The organism is Tamlana crocina (genome assembly GCF_012037625.1).
This window is the reverse complement of record NZ_JAAVJS010000023.1, coordinates 1-17,147: the sequence shown is the minus strand read 5'-3', so window position 1 is coordinate 17,147 and position 17,147 is coordinate 1. Positions and strand designations below refer to the sequence as shown.

Sequence of the window (17,147 nt, the reverse complement as noted above, 5' to 3'; positions counted from 1 at the left end):
TAACAATTTGTTGATGTTAAAAACGTAAAATTCAATTATTTTAAACCGTTGAGACTTAGTCGATAATAAGTTTGTGTGTATGGTTTCCCCCATTTAATTCATTTAAATTCAGGAAGTAAACACCTCTTTTTAAATGGGAAAGGTTGAGGTTGGTTGTTTCATTGTTTTGATTGATTTTAAAATTATCAATCAATTTGCCAATAACACTGTACACTTCAACAGAGTACAATTTTACATTAGCAATGGTAACATGACCTTGCGAAGGATTGGGATATATTTTCGGCTTTTTCTGGGCGGTATCGGTATCTATGCCCAGCGTTGAAGAATCGTAAATAAATGTGATAGTACCAATTTTTTTATCATTAAAAGGTGAAATGTTCGATAAAGACGAAATGACACCGATGGGATTGGTTTCGGGGTTACTCACGGAATACATATCACCGTTTTCGGTACCCGCATCATACGGGTATAAATCCAGAGAGTAAGTGCCTTTCCATCCGTCATTAACATTGGGATTACCCGATCTTAAATTTTCACCATTAACGCCAATAAACCAGTCAGGGGTTGGTGCAATCATCGAGGCTAGAGTCATCAATGGAAAATCTTCACTGACTTCAATATTATTAATGGCGATGGTGCCTTTTCCAGAATTTAATCCGCTGCCAACAATAACTTGGTTGGCATCGGCATTGGCGTTTACTTCATTTTCAAAAATAGAGGTGTCGCCTTCTTCAGCTATCAATTCCATCCCAGCAGAAGCCTGTAGTCCCAACATCCAAAAGCTGTTTACAGTTTTATGGGTAACCAAAACCAATGGCGACCAATGGGCGTTACTCGGCAAATCGATAATACTGATGCCTTGTTCGGGGTTATTTTCAACCGATTCCCAAACGCTTTCAAAAACCACATCGTAAATGGCTGTGCTTTGGGCTATTGAAAAGTTAACGGTTAAAAGAGCGGATAAATAGAGTAGGAAGGTAGTTTTTTTCATGGCAAGAAACTTTTTTTAGTAGTCGGTTGGTAGTTAATGGTCTTACAAAACGATTTTTTAAACTTGTTTTCATTACGGTTTATGCTTTGCCAAATTAATAGTATTTTTATCACGATATTTTCAGCAGTATATGTCGAAACCCATAAAAATAATCGAATGTCCGCGCGATGCCATGCAGGGTATTAGAGACTTTATTCCGACGGAAAAAAAGGTACAGTACATCCAGTCGTTGTTGCGTGTGGGATTCGATACCATCGATTTTGGAAGTTTCGTATCGCCCAAGGCCATTCCGCAAATGGTAGATACCGCCGAAGTATTATCACAGTTGGATTTATCTATAACCACCAGCAAATTGCTCGCCATTATAGCCAATACTCGTGGAGCTAATGATGCTTGCCTACACCCTGAAATTGATTATTTGGGTTATCCGTTTTCCATTTCCGAAAACTTTCAAATGCGTAACACCCATAAAACCATTGCGCAATCGGTGGTAACGCTTTCAGAAATTCTTGAAAAGGCCAACAAATCGAATAAAGAGGTAGTGGTTTACATTTCTATGGGCTTTGGAAATCCTTATGGCGACCCGTGGAATGTGGAAATTGTTGCCGAATGGACCGAAAAACTGGCAGCTATGGGCGTTACCATTCTATCGTTGAGCGACACCGTTGGAAGCTCCACACCGGAAACTATCGACTATTTGTTTTCAAATTTAATACCCATGTATCCTAATATTGAATTTGGGGCACACTTGCATACTACACCTCAATCTTGGTATGAAAAGATAGAAGCTGCTTACCAATCGGGGTGCCGTCGTTTTGATGGCGCTATTCAAGGGTTTGGAGGTTGTCCTATGGCCAAGGACGAACTTACAGGGAATATGCCCACTGAAAAATTACTTTCCTATTTTACTTCAAAACATTTAAACCATTTAAATGCCATGAGTTTTGAAAGTGCCCATAACGAGGCTTCTAAAATTTTCAAAACCTATCATTAAGATTTTTTTTAGTGTCAAAAAGACGACGACAGGCTACTTTTTCAGTATTTATTTAAAGTTAATCTAAATAAATTTTGTGTAAGAGCAAATAGATTTTATTTTTGCGGTCGAAAACAAGCTATTTGTAAAAAGTCTAAATAAAAACAAATCAAACAAACATGAAAAAATTAGCACTAAGTCTATTTGTAATATCTGCATTATTTCAATCGTGTTCAAACGACGATGATGGTGGAAGCAATCCAAATAATGTTGTGGCACCTGCTACTTATGAGTTCACTAGAAACGGAAGCAGTACGGTAAGCTACGGTGGACAAACTACAAGAATTGCCATGGCAGAAGAACTTGTTGCTGGATTTAAAAAGGATGCCGGTAAAAGTGAGCAAGAATTAATGGCTATGTTCGCCCACGTTGAAAGCGAAAACGATTTTAGTGATGCCGATTTAAATGCTTCAGATAAAAGCATAAGAAGCAAAACAGCAGCTTCAACTGATTATTTTTCAGCAAATACAACCGATGCCAACGCCATAAAAGCAGATTTTGATGGGTACATTGAGTCGCAAGTAGCCGAGGTTTTTGTGAAGTGGGATGATCAGGCAACCGAAGGAAATGCCGGATTCATCCAGCAAACTAGCGGAACCATTCGTTATGTAAATGCTAAAGGGTTGGAGTACAATCAAGCCTTTGCCAAAGGATTGATTGGAGCCTTAATGATAGACCAAATACTTAACAATTACCTTAGCCCAGCGGTTTTGAATGCAGGAAGTAATGTCGCTAACAATGATAATGAAGAATTGGAAGATGGTAAGGATTACACCACAATGGAGCACAAATGGGACGAAGCTTTTGGGTATTTGTATGGTGCAGAAGCCGATGCTAGTGCTCCTACCTTGAGTGCGGATCCGTTCTTGAACAAATATACCTTAAGTGTTGATAGCGATGAGGATTTCTCTGGAATTGCAGACAATATTTATAATGCTTTTAAATTGGGAAGAGCCGCTATCGTTGCTAAAAACTATGAGGTTCGTGATGAGCAAGCTGAAATTATCAAGGAAAATATTTCATTAATTCCAGCGGTAAGAGCAGTTTACTATTTACAGGCTGCAAAAGGCAGTTTAGATACCGACAAATCTAGTGCATTCCATTCACTATCAGAAGCGTATGGCTTTATTTATAGTTTACAGTTTACAAGAGTTCCAAATACCGATGGTCCATATTTTACAAAAACAGAAGTAGAGGCCATGTTGGATACTTTAATGGAAAATGACGGCTTCTGGGATATTACAGACGAAACACTTGACGATATGTCCGCAACAATAGCGGCAAAATTTAATTTCACAGTAGCCCAAGCGGCGCCGGCCAACTAACAATTAGTTTGGTTTTTATAAGAGTTGAAAAAGTAGTTGTTGTGCCCAAATGTACAACGGCTACTTTTTACTAGTTTTGCAAAAATTTATTTTGAAAAGGATATGTGTACATTAAAAAAGATTTTTACAGCCATTATCGCCATAGTGTTTATTGTAGCTTGTAGCTCATCGTCATCTGATGATGGTTCGGGCGGAAAAACCGATAATTTTGATAGGGGTGCATTGCTCAGCCATTTGGCCGATAACATCATTGTGCCGGCTTTTCAGGATTTAAGTGCAAAACTTACTACATTAAAATCAGATAAAGACAATTTTATTGCCACTCCCAACCAAACAAATTTAGATGTTTTGAGGGCGTCGTGGTTGGAAGCCTACAAGGTTTGGCAATATGTGGAAATGTTCAATATTGGGAAAGCCGAAGAAATCTTATACGGTTTCCAAATGAACATTTACCCCGTTTCAACTACCGATGTCGAGGCCAATATTTCGTCTGGTTCCTATGACTTAGGCCATCCTAATAACAACGATGCAGTTGGTTTTCCAGCGGTTGATTATTTATTGTACGGTGTAGCGGCAGATGATACAGAGATTTTAGCCAAATATGCCGAAGCCAATTACCAAAACTACCTTTCGGATGTGATTGACCAAATGCAGTCGCTAACTGAAACGGTTTTAACCGATTGGACGGGCAGTTATAAGTCTACTTTTTTGAGTGAAGCGGGAAATACTGCAACCAGTACTTTGAATAAATTCTCAAACGATTTTGTGTATTATTACGAAAAAGGTTTGCGTGCCAACAAGATTGGTATTCCGGCAGGGGTATTTTCAACCGATCCGCTTCCTGAAAAAGTTGAAGCCGTTTATAGCAAAAGCTTTTCAAAAGAATTGGCTTTGGAGGCCTTACAAGCGGTGCAGAATGTGTTCAACGGAACATCATATTCTGGCAGCGTAACAGGAGAAAGCTTTAAAAGTTACTTAAACTATTTAGAGCGAAGCGATTTGTCGTCATTAATAAATACAAGAATTGATAATGCCCGTCAAAAAGTAAAAGCTTTAAATGAAGATTTCAATGCTCAAGTGAATAGCGATAACACCAAAATGACTGAAGCGTATGATGCGCTGCAACTCGTTGTAGTTTCGTTAAAAGTGGATATGCTTCAGACCTTAAATATTAGTGTTGATTATGTTGATGCAGATGGCGATTAAAACGCATATTAGAATCAATAAAAAAGGTTGTCCAATTGGACAACCTTTTTTATTTACTATTCGATTGTGGATTGCTTTTTTAAAGCATCAACGATAAACTCAAAATCAATTGGTCTGGACGGGTATCGAGTCTGTCGTTGGTATTAACGTTGCTGTTAATAAAAGTTGCTTCGTTGTCGCTAAAACCGCGTTCGTATCTTAAATCAATACCTAATTTATTAAAGTTGAGGCCTACCCCAAAATTCAAACCCACGGTAAAATCATTTTTAACATCGCCAATAGTAACGCCTTCAAATTCTGAATCTAAAATATATTGAAACGATGGGCCAGCAAAAACGCTCAAAGGCCCTAAAATATTGGCGCCAACCAAAACAGGAGCGTCCAGTTTTTGCATTTCGAAAGAATCATTGTCATAATCACTTTTGGTGCTGGTGTAAACCAACTCAGGTCTTAAGTACAGTTTATCACCAATTTTCCCAAAAATACCAACGTGGTAACCCACATTTCGGTCGGGGCTTTTTGAATTTTGACTAATCGACTCAAAATAATCACCATTGGCATTGTAGTTTAAACCACCCTTAAAACCAAAACCTTCAGCGGTCTGGGCGCTTAAAGCCGTAGGGGTAATAAAGGCAAGTGCCAATGCAAAAAATACACTTTTCCCATTTTTGGTACTAAGCTTTAGCGGACTTTTAAATTTTCTAAAATGTTTCATGTTGTTCGTTTTTTTAGATTTGGATTATACAAGCAAAAACGTTGCCAAATGGATATTATTTTCTTTTCAATACAATAGTTATCATTTTTCAGTTGTTATCTTTGCGCACTGAAGTAGCAAATGGTATGAAATTCGAATTAAATGGTAAAGATGCCCAAAGTAAAGCCAGGGCAGGTAAAATAACCACCGATCACGGCGTGATTGAAACCCCAATTTTTATGCCGGTGGGCACAGTAGCCTCGGTAAAAGGGGTACATCAACGCGAGTTGAAAAATGATATCAACCCCGATATTATTTTAGGAAACACCTATCATTTGTATTTGCGACCGCAAACAAAAATTCTTGAAAAAGCGGGCGGATTGCATAAATTTATGAATTGGGACCGTAATATTTTAACCGATTCGGGCGGTTACCAAGTGTATTCGCTTTCGGGCAACCGAAAAATAAAGGAAGAAGGGGTAAAGTTTAAATCGCACATCGATGGGAGTTACCACACGTTTACGCCCGAAAACGTAATGGAAATACAACGCGCCATTGGGGCCGACATCATTATGGCTTTTGATGAGTGCACGCCCTACCCATGCGATTACAATTATGCCAAGCGTTCCATGCACATGACGCACCGTTGGCTCGATAGGTGTATCAACCATTTGGGAAAAACACCTTTAAAGTACGACTACAATCAAGCTTTTTTTCCTATCGTTCAAGGTAGTACATATAAAGATTTGCGTATGCAATCGGCAGAATATATTGCAAATGCAGGGGCTGTAGGAAATGCCATTGGCGGACTTTCGGTAGGCGAACCGGCCGAAGAAATGTATGAAATGACCGATGTGGTTTGCTCCATTCTCCCAGAAGATAAGCCCAGATATTTAATGGGTGTGGGAACGCCAATCAATATTTTGGAAAATATTGCGTTAGGAGTAGACATGTTCGATTGTGTGATGCCAACACGAAATGCCCGAAACGGCATGTTGTTTACCGCACAAGGAACTATAAATATTAAAAATTTAAAATGGGCGGATGATTTTTCGCCAATTGACGACATGGGCATCACTTGGGTAGATACCGATTATTCAAAAGCCTATTTGCGTCATTTGTTCACCGTTAATGAAAGGCTTGGGGCGCAAATCGCTACCATCCATAATTTAGGGTTTTATCTGTGGTTGGTTCGTGAGGCCAGAAAGCATATATTAGCGGGAGATTTTGAAACCTGGAAAGACCAAATGGTGAAGCAAATGGACAAGCGTTTGTAAGCACAAATGGTTTTTGAACATCTAGAATGAAATTTTAAACATAAAGAATTAATTTTTAAACCCCAATTGTTCCTCCCTTTTGGAGAGGTTAGGAGAGGATGAAAATACTCGACTGGTACATATTAAAGCGTTATTTGGTAACATTTACCATGTTGCTGTTATTATTTATACCCATAATGATAACAGTGCATTTGGCGGAAAAAATCGGTAAAATTTTGGAAAACGAAGTGCCCTTAAGTGAGGTGTTGCTTTACTTTCTAGATTTTACGATCTATTTTACCTTTCTGTTATTTCCGTTGTTTTTGTTCATTTCGGTGATTTGGTTCACCTCGAAATTGGCCAATAATACAGAGGTCATTGCTTTTTTAAGTTCGGGGGTGTCCTTTACCCGTTTTCTAAGGCCTTACCTGATGGGAGCAACGGTTGTGGCACTGTTCTCCATTGTTTTGGGAATGTTTTTGGCGCCAAAAGCCAGTGAGGGCTTCAACGATTTCAGTTATAAGTATTTGAAAAAGGGCAGAAGTGCTGTTGATAATACCGATGTGTTCCGGCAGATCAATGAAAACGAAATAATCTATGTGAGTCGATTTGATATCAAAAATAAAACGGGGAGCAACTTCACTTTAGAGCATTTTGAGGGCAACCAAATGAAATACAAAATTTCGGCCAGTAGCATCAAATATGTTGAAGAAGATACCCTTTATAGGTTAACTAATTACGTAAAAAGGGAGGTTGGTCAAAACGAAGATGAACTTGAAATTATTAGGCGGAAAGACACCCTTTTTGAATTTGATGTGGACGACTTAATCCCGGTAATTTATGCCGCCGAAACCAAAATGTACGGAGAACTGAAACAGTTTATCGCCAAGGAAGAAGCCCGAGGGTCATCAAACGTGGGGCGTTTTAAATTGGTGCTTTACCGAAAATGGAGTTTACCGGTTTCGGTGTTTATTTTGACTATAATTGCCGTGGCGGTATCTTCAATAAAACGTCGTGGTGGTATGGGGGTAAACTTGGCGGTGGGTATTTGTATTGCCATGGTTTTTGTGTTTTTCGATAAGATTTTTGGGGTTATGGCCGAGCAGTCCGATTTCCCCCCTTTGGTAGCCGTGTGGTTTCCTAATGTGGTTTTTGGTATTTTAGCAGTTTATCTGTTGTACAATGCTAAGCGATAAGTTTAAAAATTACCTGCACCTTCATCTTTTGGTTTTTATAGCTGGATTTACGGCTATTCTAGGAGAACTCATCTCCATAACAGCAGTAAATTTGGTCTGGTATCGAATGGTTTTTGCTACGCTATTAATGTTTGTTTACATTAAGTTATCAAAAGTTCGATCAGGGATAAGTTTAAAGTCGGTGTTAAAACTTTCCATTGCCGGAATTATTATCGCCCTGCATTGGATAACTTTTTTTGGTGCTATTGAAGTCTCCAACGTGTCCATAACCTTGGCCATGTTTTCAACGGGAGCTTTTTTTGCTTCAATCATTGAGCCGGTTATATTCAGACGAAACATTATTTGGTACGAAATCCTTTTTGGTGTTCTGGTAATTGTTGGGGTATTCATCATCACGCAAAGTGAAAGGGAATACCTTATGGGAATCGTTTTGGGTATAGTTTCAGCATTTTTATCCTCCCTGTTTGCTGTGCTCAACGGTAGTTTTTTAAAAAAGCATTCGGCCACTGTCATTTCATTCTATGAATTCTTAAGTGGCGTAGCCTTTATTTCGTTGTATTTACTGTGTTTTGGGGGCGGATTTTCAAAACCCTTTTTCAGTATAACCACTTCCGATTTTTGGTGTCTATTCATTTTAGCTTCCGTCTGTACAGCCTATGCGTTTATTGCTTCGGTACATGTTATGAAAGTGATTAGCCCTTACACGGTGGTGCTTACTTATAATTTGGAGCCGCTTTACGGAATTGTTATAGCGGTTTTACTGTTTCCGGAGAAAGAAAAAATGAGTACAACATTTTATTACGGTGCTTCAATAATCATAGCGGTGGTATTGCTTAATGCCCTTTTGAAATCCAACCGAAAAATTAACTGCCTCGGTGCAAGCCCACGAGATATTCAAAGGTGACTGTTTTAAGTATTTCAAGGCAAGCCTTTGGAGATTTAAATCCTTGGCTATCGTCCTACGATTAAAAAGAAAGTATTCTTAAACGGAATATGGGGTTAAACAGAATTAAAGTTTTTATATTTGTACACTAACTAATTGTAATAGCCAAAACAAAAATTCTTATGGAATATTTAGAATTTGAACTACCTATTAAAGACCTCGAAGACCAGTTGAAAAAGTGCAAGGTTATTGGAGAAGAGAGTGATGTTGATGTTACCGAAACTTGTAAAAAGATTGAAAAGAAGTTAGCCGAAACGCAAAAAGATATTTATAAAAACCTAACGGCTTGGCAACGCGTTCAGCTGTCTCGCCACCCTGATCGCCCATATACATTGGATTACATCCGTGCCATTTGTGGAAGTTCTTGGTTGGAACTGCATGGAGACCGTAGCTTTAAAGATGATAAAGCTATGATTGGCGGTTTAGGAAAAATTGGCGACCAAAGCTTTATGTTCATTGGCCAGCAAAAAGGTTATAACACCAAAACCCGACAGTACAGAAATTTTGGAATGGCTAACCCGGAAGGCTATAGAAAAGCCCTTCGTTTAATGAAGTCGGCCGAAAAATTCGGCATTCCTGTAGTAACGCTATTGGATACTCCCGGTGCCTATCCAGGCCTGGAAGCTGAAGAGCGCGGACAAGGTGAAGCCATTGCCAGAAACATTTTAGAAATGACCCGATTGAAAGTGCCCGTAATTACCATTGTTATTGGTGAAGGTGCTTCGGGAGGCGCTTTAGGCATAGGTGTCGGCGATAAGGTGTTGATGTTGGAAAACACATGGTATTCGGTAATCTCGCCAGAATCGTGTTCATCCATTCTTTGGCGCAGTTGGGAATACAAGGAACAAGCTGCTGAAGCTTTGAAATTGACTGCTGCCGACATGAAAAAACTGAAATTGGTCGACGAAATTATAAAAGAACCACTGGGTGGAGCCCACCGCGACCGCGAAAAAACCTTTAAGTCGGTAAGTAGCGCTATCGTGAAAAATTACGAGGCATTGAAAAACTTATCACCAAAAGACTTGGTATCGCAACGCATGGATAAATATGCCGATATGGGGGTCTTTAAAGGCTAAGCCCATATTAATCAAAACGTATAAAAAATCTGAAGCTGTTAGCTTCGGGTTTTTTTATGCTTATTCACAAAATTATTAAGTTATTAACAGTTAATTTGTTAACTTTCAGTGAACAATCACTGCATTAAGAAATCCTGATAACAGGTTCTTTTTAATTACTTTAGTAGTCATGAAACAACCAAACCAAATACAAGGTTATAAAGTAGATAAAAGTACTATCATTAACCTTGAAAAAGGAAAAATACCGCCTCAAGCTATTGATTTAGAAGAGGTTGTGTTGGGGGCTATGATGATTGATAAGAAAGGTGTCGATGAAGTAATTGATATTTTAAGCCCCGAAGCCTTTTATAAAGAAGCCCATCAGCACATCTTTGATGCTGTTTTTCAACTGTTTGAAAATAGCGAACCTATCGACTTATTAACCGTTTCGACCCAATTGAAGAAAAATGGGAAATTGGAGTTGGTTGGCGGGGATTTTTACCTGATTTCGTTAACGCAAAAAGTATCGTCTTCGGCGCATATCGAGTTTCATGCCCGTATTATTTTGCAGAAGTTCATTCAGCGCAGTTTGATAAAAATTTCAAATGAAATTATCGAGGATTCTTACGATGAAACTAAAGATGTTTTCGATTTGCTCGATAAGGCCGAATCGAGACTTTACGAAGTAACGCAAGGGAACATCAAAAAATCGAGTGAAACGGCACAAGAATTGGTAATCCAAGCCAAAAAGAAAATCGAGGAAATTTCTAATAAAGAAGGTTTGAGTGGTATTCCAACAGGATTTACCAAACTCGATAAACTAACCTCGGGTTGGCAGCCTTCCGATTTAATTATTGTCGCTGCACGTCCGGGTATGGGTAAAACAGCATTAACACTATCTATGGCGAGAAACATTGCGGTCGATCAAAATATTCCGGTGGCGTTCTTCTCTTTGGAGATGGCATCGGTACAGCTGATTACCCGTTTAATATCGAGTGAAACTGGGCTGTCTTCAGAAAAGTTAAGAACCGGAAAATTAGAAAAACACGAGTGGGAACAACTTAACGTAAAAGTTAAGGATCTTGAAAAAGCGCCTTTGTTTATTGATGATACCCCGTCACTTTCCATATTCGATTTAAGGGCCAAAGCCCGTCGTTTGTCCTCGCAGCATGGTATTAAATTGATTATGATTGATTATTTGCAATTAATGACGGGCGGCAGTGCACACGCAGGAAACCGTGAACAGGAAATCTCGATGATTTCGCGAAACTTGAAGGCTTTGGCGAAAGAATTGAATGTGCCGGTTATTGCTCTATCCCAGTTGTCGCGTGCCGTTGAAACACGTGGAGGAAGCAAGCGTCCGTTGCTGTCCGATTTACGTGAATCGGGAGCGATTGAGCAAGATGCCGATATTGTGAGTTTTATTTATCGACCTGAATATTATAAAATTGATGAGTGGGATGACGAAGAGCGTTCGCCAACTGAAGGCCAAGGAGAATTTATCGTAGCAAAGCACCGTAACGGTGGCTTGGAAAATATTCGATTAAAGTTTATTGGGCATTTAGGTAAGTTTGATAATTTGGATGATTTTGATTCGCCTTTCGAATTCCATTCCAAAATGAATGAAGGTGGTGGTGAGGATAATTTCAATTCGGGTAATTTCACCGCAAGCCCAGATCAAGCGTTTGGTAGTTCCTTTAACGACGATGATGATAACGATGTGCCGTTTTAAGCGTTAAATAGGTTGTTGTTTAGTTCAACAAAACTATTTTGACTATATTTCGGTGAACTTTAGGATATTGTCATTTCGAAAGAAAGATTGACTTAAAAATCCCAAAAAGCATTGCCCCAATTGAAAAAAATATTCTTTACATTATTATTGATTTGTTTAGGCTTTAAAACTTATGCCTCGTACATCCTGATTCCCATGGATGCCGACGGACAAAAAAATCACCTAAAGGCCTACGGTATTACCTATTGGACACTCAATAAGCAATTAAAGGTAAAATGGCTTCTAAATTATAAAGGCGGTTCGTTTTTGTTGCCCGACACGGAAGATATCCAACGCGAATGCCAAATAAGGGGCGTGTCGTTTGAAGTGATTTCGAACGATAAAGCAGAAACGATTCTTCAAGAAATTAGTAGTCCCAGCCAAAATAAGGAAGCGGTTGTTTTGGAAAAAGCACCCAAAATAGCCGTTTATACCCCGAGTGGTAAATTGCCGTGGGACGACGCCGTAACCATGGTATTGCAATATGCCGAAATTCCCTATGAAACAGTTTATGATGAAGAGGTGCTTAACGACGGACTTTTAGCTTTCGATTGGCTGCACTTGCACCACGAGGATTTTACCGGGCAGTACGGTAAGTTTTATGCGCAGTACAGAGCGGCTTCATGGTACATTCAAGACAAAAAAGAAGCAGAATCTTTAGCGAAACAAATGGGCTTCAGTAAAGTGTCGCAATCTAAACTGGCTGTAGCTTTAAAGATTCGTGATTACGTTGTAGGTGGCGGATTTATGTTTGCCATGTGCAGTGCTACCGATAGTTTTGATATTGCCCTTTCGGCCGAAGGAGTCGATATTTGCGAACCGATGTTCGATGGAGACGCCAGCGACCCGGGTTATCAAAATAAAATTGACTATAATAAAACCTTTGCGTTTACAGATTTTCTGTTGGAAAGGAGCCCGAATGTTTATGAGTTTTCATCTATCGATATGACTAGAAAACGCATGATTCCCAAAACCGCCGATTATTTTTCCTTAATGGAATTTTCGGCAAAATGGGACCCTGTGCCTACCATGTTATGCCAAAACCACACGGCTTTGGTAAAAGGGTTTATGGGGCAAACTACGGCTTTTACGCGCGATGAAATAAAATCGAACGTATTGGTAATGGGCGAAACTAAAAGTAATGGTGAAGCCAAATACATCCACGGCATAAAAGGAAAAGGTTTTTTTACGTTCTATGGCGGCCACGATCCTGAAGATTACCAACATAGAGTGGGCGATGCCAAAACCGAACTCGATTTACACCCCACTTCGCCGGGCTATCGCTTAATTTTAAATAATGTGCTGTTTCCAGCGGCAAAAAAGAAAAAGCAGAAAACGTGAATCGTTTTCAATTCAAAAAACGACTTGATGAAATTTTACCAAAAAGAAATACAGCTCCAACCGTTTTCTAGAGGATTCCATTTAATTACCGATGAAATTTTACAAGCGATTCCAGAAATTAAAGAAATAAAAATGGGGCAACTACAGGTTTTTATTAAACATACATCGGCAAGTTTAACCATTAATGAAAATGCCGATTATACGGTGAGGCTCGATTTTGAAAGCCATTTTAACAAAATGGTGCCCGAAAATGCGCCCTATTACAATCATACTTATGAAGGGCCAGACGATATGCCGGCACATATTAAAAGTTCGTTGTTAGGCAGCGCTGTGCAAATACCTATAACCAACGGAAAATTAAATGTGGGCACATGGCAGGGCATTTATTTGTGTGAACACCGCGATTATGGCGGAAAAAGAAAAATAGTGATTACTGCCTTTGGAGCATAAAAAAATCCGACTCGAAAGAGTCGGATTTTTTATTAAGCGAAATTATGTTTTACAATAGGCAAAAAGCCTTATTTTACTTTCTCTATTACAGCTTTAAAAGCCTCTGGGTTGTTCATGGCTAAATCGGCCAAAACCTTACGGTTTAGTTCGATATCGTTAGCTTTTAATTTCCCCATAAATTGAGAATAAGATAAACCATGTTCTCTGGCTCCGGCGTTAATACGCGTAATCCATAAAGCACGGAATGTTCTCTTTTTGTTTCTACGGTCTCTGTACGAGTATTGCATCGCTTTGTCAACCGCATTTTTAGCTACTGTCCAAACGTTTTTACGACGTCCGAAGTAACCTTTTGCTTGTTTTATTACCTTTTTTCTTCTGGCTCTTTTGGCTACAGAATTTACTGATCTTGGCATAATTTTAAATGTTTTTTGTAGTAGGCGGCCGGTAATCGACACTTTTTTATTTTTCAAAAATCGTAAATCTAAAATCTACAATCGTTAATCAATGAGCCTAACTCCAGGGTTTATAAATTGTTTTAACCGATTAAAACCTATGTTACTTTAAGCGCAACATGGTTTTAATATTGTCTTCGTCAGCCTTATGTACTAAAGTATCATGGGTTAACGCAAGCTTACGCTTTTTTGATTTCTTTGTTAAGATGTGGCTCTTAAAAGCGTGCTTTCTTTTAATCTTACCAGTACCAGTTAGCTTAAAGCGTTTTTTGGCGCTGGATTTTGTCTTCATTTTAGGCATTTTCTTCTCCTAGTTTTAATTATTTCGCTTAATTACTTTTGTGCTGAAGCTATTTCAGCATCGTATTATACTGATTTCTATTTTCCGTTTAAAATAGAAATATCGATTTATTTTTTATGCGGGGCGATGAACATCGTCATTCGCTTACCTTCCAATTTTGGCATTTGTTCTACCTTGCCAAATTCTTCAAGGTCTTGTGCTAGTCTTAAAAGCAAAATTTGACCTTGTTCCTTAAACACAATCGAACGTCCTTTAAAGAATACAAAGGCTTTTAATTTGGCTCCTTCTTTTAAGAACTTTTCGGCGTGCTTCTTTTTAAATTCGTAATCGTGGTCATCGGTTTGAGGCCCAAAACGAATTTCTTTGATCGTTACTTTACTGGCTTTCGCCTTTAAAGCTTTTTCACGTTTCTTCTGTTCGTAAAGAAACTTTTTGTAATCCATAACTTTGCAAACAGGAGGGTCGGCATTAGGCGATATCTCAACTAAATCCAATTCCAACTCGTTGGCTATTCTCATGGCATCACCTTTGGTGTAAATGCCCACCTCTACGTTATCTCCAACTAAACGTAGTTTTTGTGCTGTAATCTTAGAGTTAATCTTGTGTTTGTCCTCTTGTTTAACCCTTCTGGGCTGTTGTCTTCTTCTAATTGCTATGGCGTTATGGTTTTAAATTAAACTTAAATTTATTTATTAAAACGATTTCAACGTTTTTTTGATTTCTTTATTGATGATTTCCGTAAACGCTTCTACAGTAATCATGCCTAAATCTGCTCCACCGTGCTGACGCACAGTTATTTTGCCTTCTTGCTCTTCTTGCTCGCCAATGATAACCATGTACGGGTGTTTTTGTATTTCGGCTTCCCGAATTTTCTTCCCAATAGTCTCATTTCTATGGTCTACAAGGGCGCGAATTTCGTTATTTTCTAGCAAATTTAAAACTTTTTGCGAGTATTTTTCGTATTTCTCACTAATAGATAGGATAATAGCTTGGGTTGGCATCAGCCAAAGCGGGAAATTTCCGCCTGTGTGCTCAAGTAACAGGGCTACAAAACGTTCCATACTTCCAAATGGCGCACGGTGAATCATAATAGGGCGATGCGATTCGTTATCGCTTCCTTTATAGGTTAAGTCGAAGCGCTCAGGTAAATTGTAATCTACCTGAATGGTCCCCAGTTGCCATCGTCTGCCTAGAGCATCCTTTACCATAAAATCTAACTTGGGCCCATAAAATGCGGCTTCGCCTTCTTCGATGACATAATCCAATCCTTTATCGGAAGCTGCATTGATAATGGCCTGTTCGGCTTTTTCCCAATTGGAAACATCACCAATGTATTTGTCGGGGTTTTCAGGATCCCTTACGGATACCTGCGCCGTAAAGTTTTCAAACCCTAACGAACCGAAAACATAAAGTACCAAGTCTATTACATTTTTAAACTCAGCATCTAATTGATTGGCCGTACAGAAAATATGGGCATCATCTTGAGTGAAACCACGAACACGGGTTAAACCATGCAATTCACCACTTTGCTCATATCTATAAACGGTACCGAATTCGGCATATCGAACAGGTAAATCTTTATAACTCCATTGGTAGTGTTTGTAAACTTCGCAGTGGTGCGGACAGTTCATTGGTTTTAGTAAAAACTCTTCATCTTCCTTTGGGGTGTGGATAGGCTGAAAGCTATCTTCTCCATATTTGGCATAATGTCCAGAGGTTACATAAAGTTCTTTTTGTCCAATATGGGGTGTTACCACCATATCGTAGCCCGCTTTCTTTTGGGCGGCTTTAAGGAAATTTTCCAAACGCTCGCGCAAAGCAGCTCCTTTGGGGAGCCACAACGGAAGACCTTGACCAACTTTTTGCGAGAAAGTAAAAAGCTCCAACTCTTTACCTAGTTTTCTGTGGTCGCGTTTTTTCGCTTCCTCGAGCATGTTTAAATACTCGGTAAGTTCCTTTTGTTTAGGGAACGAAATGCCATAAACACGAGTTAATTGTGGTTTGTTTTCATCGCCGCGCCAGTAAGCACCTGCAACACTCAAAATTTTAACCGCCTTAATGATGCCAGTGTTCGGGATATGCCCGCCGCGGCATAAGTCGGTAAACGTAGAATGGTCACAGAAAGTAATCGTGCCGTCTTCCAAGTTTTCAATCAATTCGGTTTTAAACGGATTGTCCTTATATAGCTCAAGAGCATCTGCTTTACTGGCCGAACGCATCTTAAAGTCGTGCTTGCCTCGGGCTATTTCCAGCATTTTGTTTTCAATAGATTTAAAATCTTTTTCAGAAATGCTGTGCTCGCCAAAATCCACATCGTAATAAAATCCGTTTTCAATCGCCGGGCCAATAGTAAGTTTAGCGCCAGGATACAGTTCTTCAATAGCCTGGGCCAAAACGTGCGCACTACTGTGCCAAAAGGTCGTTTTGCCTTCATCGTCCTTCCATGTATATAACACTAAATTACCATCGGTGGTCAGCGGGGTTACAGTTTCTACGGTTGTACCATTAAAACTGGCCGAAATAACATTCCTTGCCAAGCCTTCGCTAATGCTTTTTGCAACATCCATTGCTGTAACGCCTTCGTCAAACGTTTTTACGCTCCCATCGGGTAAAGTAATATGTATCATAAATTAAATTGAAATTCGGCTGCAAAGATAATAGTATAAACAAACACATACAATATATATATGTGTATAATTTTCTTTTTGGGCGTTTCCCTGCGGGCCGGGCTGTAGTTTATCCTGAGCGAAGTCGAAGGGCTTGAAGACCTCGTTTGTTCCTCGCTGCGGACTGTCCGCTGCTACCCCTGCCGCGGGTGCGCTTGCTTAGGCTTTTGCCGTTCCGGGTTCCGGCCACCTTGCTATATATGTCTTGCTACATATATGGGGTAGCGTTCGTGTATTTCCCGTCCGGTACATATATAAAGGCCTTTTTTTTGGTCTTGAGCATTCCCCAAGGGATGCCCGCGAAAAAAAACTTCCGCCGTAACTCTTGCACGTTCAGCGCGTTGCGCCCGAAGCCAAAAAAAACCTGAAAAAAAAGCGCCAAAAAGTTTGTTTGGAAAAGAAAAAGGGTGGTATATTTGCAGCCGCTAAAAACGGCACATGCCAACAAGCGGAGTTCATAGAAATAA

Annotated in this window: 17 protein-coding genes; 10 read left to right on the top strand and 7 right to left on the bottom strand. The window is 39.4% G+C overall.

Annotation, left to right across the window (positions count from 1 at the left end; genetic code table 11):
* Positions 1-55 precede the first annotated feature (55 nt).
* The gene (locus HC176_RS13795) at positions 56-991 is read right to left on the bottom strand and encodes a T9SS type A sorting domain-containing protein (RefSeq protein ID WP_167919258.1); all 936 of its coding nucleotides are present in this window, start codon (positions 989-991) and stop codon (positions 56-58) included.
* A gap of 130 nt (positions 992-1,121) precedes the next feature.
* Here HC176_RS13795 and HC176_RS13790 point away from each other — a divergent pair, with 130 nt between their 5' ends.
* The 3 genes from HC176_RS13790 to HC176_RS13780 all read left to right on the top strand — a co-directional run bounded on the left by HC176_RS13790 (position 1,122) and on the right by HC176_RS13780 (position 4,555).
* Positions 1,122-1,985 (top strand): hydroxymethylglutaryl-CoA lyase, encoded by an 864-nt coding sequence (locus tag HC176_RS13790; RefSeq protein ID WP_167919256.1) that lies wholly within the window; start codon positions 1,122-1,124, stop codon positions 1,983-1,985.
* Between the two features lie 158 nt (positions 1,986-2,143).
* On the top strand, positions 2,144-3,349 hold the full coding sequence (locus HC176_RS13785; RefSeq protein WP_167919254.1) for a DUF4856 domain-containing protein: 1,206 nt from the start codon (positions 2,144-2,146) through the stop codon (positions 3,347-3,349).
* A 102-nt stretch (positions 3,350-3,451) separates the two neighbouring features.
* Complete coding sequence (locus tag HC176_RS13780; protein ID WP_167919252.1) at positions 3,452-4,555, top strand: imelysin family protein; 1,104 nt, start codon at positions 3,452-3,454, stop codon at positions 4,553-4,555.
* Positions 4,556-4,634: 79 nt separating this feature from the next.
* On the opposite strand, the gene HC176_RS13775 is transcribed toward HC176_RS13780, so the two are convergent.
* Positions 4,635-5,270 carry an outer membrane beta-barrel protein gene (locus HC176_RS13775; RefSeq protein ID WP_167919250.1) on the bottom strand — a complete coding sequence of 212 codons (636 nt, stop codon included), beginning with the start codon at positions 5,268-5,270 and terminating at the stop codon, positions 4,635-4,637.
* 125 nt (positions 5,271-5,395) lie between these two features.
* Between HC176_RS13775 and tgt the strand changes: the two genes are divergently transcribed.
* The 7 genes from tgt (at position 5,396) to HC176_RS13740 (ending at position 13,261) form a co-directional block, all read left to right on the top strand.
* Positions 5,396-6,526, top strand: a complete 1,131-nt coding sequence (gene tgt / locus HC176_RS13770) for a tRNA guanosine(34) transglycosylase Tgt (RefSeq protein WP_167919248.1) — start codon at positions 5,396-5,398, stop codon at positions 6,524-6,526.
* A 98-nt stretch (positions 6,527-6,624) separates the two neighbouring features.
* Positions 6,625-7,701, top strand: coding sequence for an LptF/LptG family permease (locus tag HC176_RS13765; RefSeq protein ID WP_167919246.1), 1,077 nt, complete (start codon positions 6,625-6,627; stop codon positions 7,699-7,701).
* Positions 7,688-8,605 (top strand): DMT family transporter, encoded by a 918-nt coding sequence (locus tag HC176_RS13760; protein WP_167919244.1) that lies wholly within the window; start codon positions 7,688-7,690, stop codon positions 8,603-8,605. The genes HC176_RS13765 and HC176_RS13760 overlap by 14 nt, the downstream gene beginning before the upstream one ends.
* A 161-nt stretch (positions 8,606-8,766) precedes the next feature.
* A complete protein-coding gene (locus HC176_RS13755) occupies positions 8,767-9,720 on the top strand; it encodes an acetyl-CoA carboxylase carboxyltransferase subunit alpha (protein ID WP_167919242.1) in 954 nt (317 codons plus the stop codon).
* 169 nt (positions 9,721-9,889) lie between these two features.
* Positions 9,890-11,431, top strand: a complete 1,542-nt coding sequence (dnaB, locus tag HC176_RS13750; RefSeq protein WP_167919240.1) for a replicative DNA helicase — start codon at positions 9,890-9,892, stop codon at positions 11,429-11,431.
* Between the two features lie 195 nt (positions 11,432-11,626).
* Positions 11,627-12,811, top strand: a complete 1,185-nt coding sequence (locus tag HC176_RS13745) for an asparagine synthetase B (RefSeq protein WP_167919316.1) — start codon at positions 11,627-11,629, stop codon at positions 12,809-12,811.
* A 27-nt stretch (positions 12,812-12,838) separates the two neighbouring features.
* The gene (locus HC176_RS13740) at positions 12,839-13,261 is read left to right on the top strand and encodes a secondary thiamine-phosphate synthase enzyme YjbQ (RefSeq protein ID WP_167919238.1); all 423 of its coding nucleotides are present in this window, start codon (positions 12,839-12,841) and stop codon (positions 13,259-13,261) included.
* Positions 13,262-13,329: 68 nt separating this feature from the next.
* On the opposite strand, the gene rplT is transcribed toward HC176_RS13740, so the two are convergent.
* From rplT to HC176_RS19640, 5 genes are all read right to left on the bottom strand, one after another.
* A complete protein-coding gene (rplT, locus tag HC176_RS13735) occupies positions 13,330-13,674 on the bottom strand; it encodes a 50S ribosomal protein L20 (RefSeq protein ID WP_102754534.1) in 345 nt (114 codons plus the stop codon).
* A 142-nt stretch (positions 13,675-13,816) separates the two neighbouring features.
* Positions 13,817-14,014 (bottom strand): 50S ribosomal protein L35, encoded by a 198-nt coding sequence (gene rpmI / locus HC176_RS13730; protein WP_019388182.1) that lies wholly within the window; start codon positions 14,012-14,014, stop codon positions 13,817-13,819.
* A gap of 107 nt (positions 14,015-14,121) precedes the next feature.
* Entirely contained in the window at positions 14,122-14,664 is a 543-nt protein-coding gene (gene infC / locus HC176_RS13725; RefSeq protein ID WP_342448700.1) for a translation initiation factor IF-3, read from the bottom strand.
* A gap of 42 nt (positions 14,665-14,706) precedes the next feature.
* Positions 14,707-16,641 carry a threonine--tRNA ligase gene (thrS, locus tag HC176_RS13720; RefSeq protein ID WP_167919236.1) on the bottom strand — a complete coding sequence of 645 codons (1,935 nt, stop codon included), beginning with the start codon at positions 16,639-16,641 and terminating at the stop codon, positions 14,707-14,709.
* Between the two features lie 247 nt (positions 16,642-16,888).
* On the bottom strand, positions 16,889-17,147 hold a 259-nt coding region (locus HC176_RS19640), incomplete at its 5' end, for a hypothetical protein (protein WP_209309720.1).

Bases quoted from the DNA above. Each gene is read 5' to 3' on its own strand.
- HC176_RS13790 (WP_167919256.1), top strand. From the start codon at position 1,122: ATGTCGAAACCCATAAAAATAATCGAATGTCCGCGCGATGCCATGCAG.
- HC176_RS13740 (WP_167919238.1), top strand. From the start codon at position 12,839: ATGAAATTTTACCAAAAAGAAATACAGCTCCAACCGTTTTCTAGAGGA.
- HC176_RS13755 (WP_167919242.1), top strand. From the start codon at position 8,767: ATGGAATATTTAGAATTTGAACTACCTATTAAAGACCTCGAAGACCAG.
- thrS (WP_167919236.1), bottom strand. From the start codon at position 16,641: ATGATACATATTACTTTACCCGATGGGAGCGTAAAAACGTTTGACGAA.
- HC176_RS13795 (WP_167919258.1), bottom strand. From the start codon at position 991: ATGAAAAAAACTACCTTCCTACTCTATTTATCCGCTCTTTTAACCGTT.
- HC176_RS13760 (WP_167919244.1), top strand. From the start codon at position 7,688: ATGCTAAGCGATAAGTTTAAAAATTACCTGCACCTTCATCTTTTGGTT.
- rpmI (WP_019388182.1), bottom strand. From the start codon at position 14,014: ATGCCTAAAATGAAGACAAAATCCAGCGCCAAAAAACGCTTTAAGCTA.
- tgt (WP_167919248.1), top strand. From the start codon at position 5,396: ATGAAATTCGAATTAAATGGTAAAGATGCCCAAAGTAAAGCCAGGGCA.
- HC176_RS13745 (WP_167919316.1), top strand. From the start codon at position 11,627: ATGGATGCCGACGGACAAAAAAATCACCTAAAGGCCTACGGTATTACC.
- HC176_RS13775 (WP_167919250.1), bottom strand. From the start codon at position 5,270: ATGAAACATTTTAGAAAATTTAAAAGTCCGCTAAAGCTTAGTACCAAA.
- HC176_RS13785 (WP_167919254.1), top strand. From the start codon at position 2,144: ATGAAAAAATTAGCACTAAGTCTATTTGTAATATCTGCATTATTTCAA.
- dnaB (WP_167919240.1), top strand. From the start codon at position 9,890: ATGAAACAACCAAACCAAATACAAGGTTATAAAGTAGATAAAAGTACT.
- HC176_RS13780 (WP_167919252.1), top strand. From the start codon at position 3,452: ATGTGTACATTAAAAAAGATTTTTACAGCCATTATCGCCATAGTGTTT.
- HC176_RS13765 (WP_167919246.1), top strand. From the start codon at position 6,625: ATGAAAATACTCGACTGGTACATATTAAAGCGTTATTTGGTAACATTT.
- rplT (WP_102754534.1), bottom strand. From the start codon at position 13,674: ATGCCAAGATCAGTAAATTCTGTAGCCAAAAGAGCCAGAAGAAAAAAG.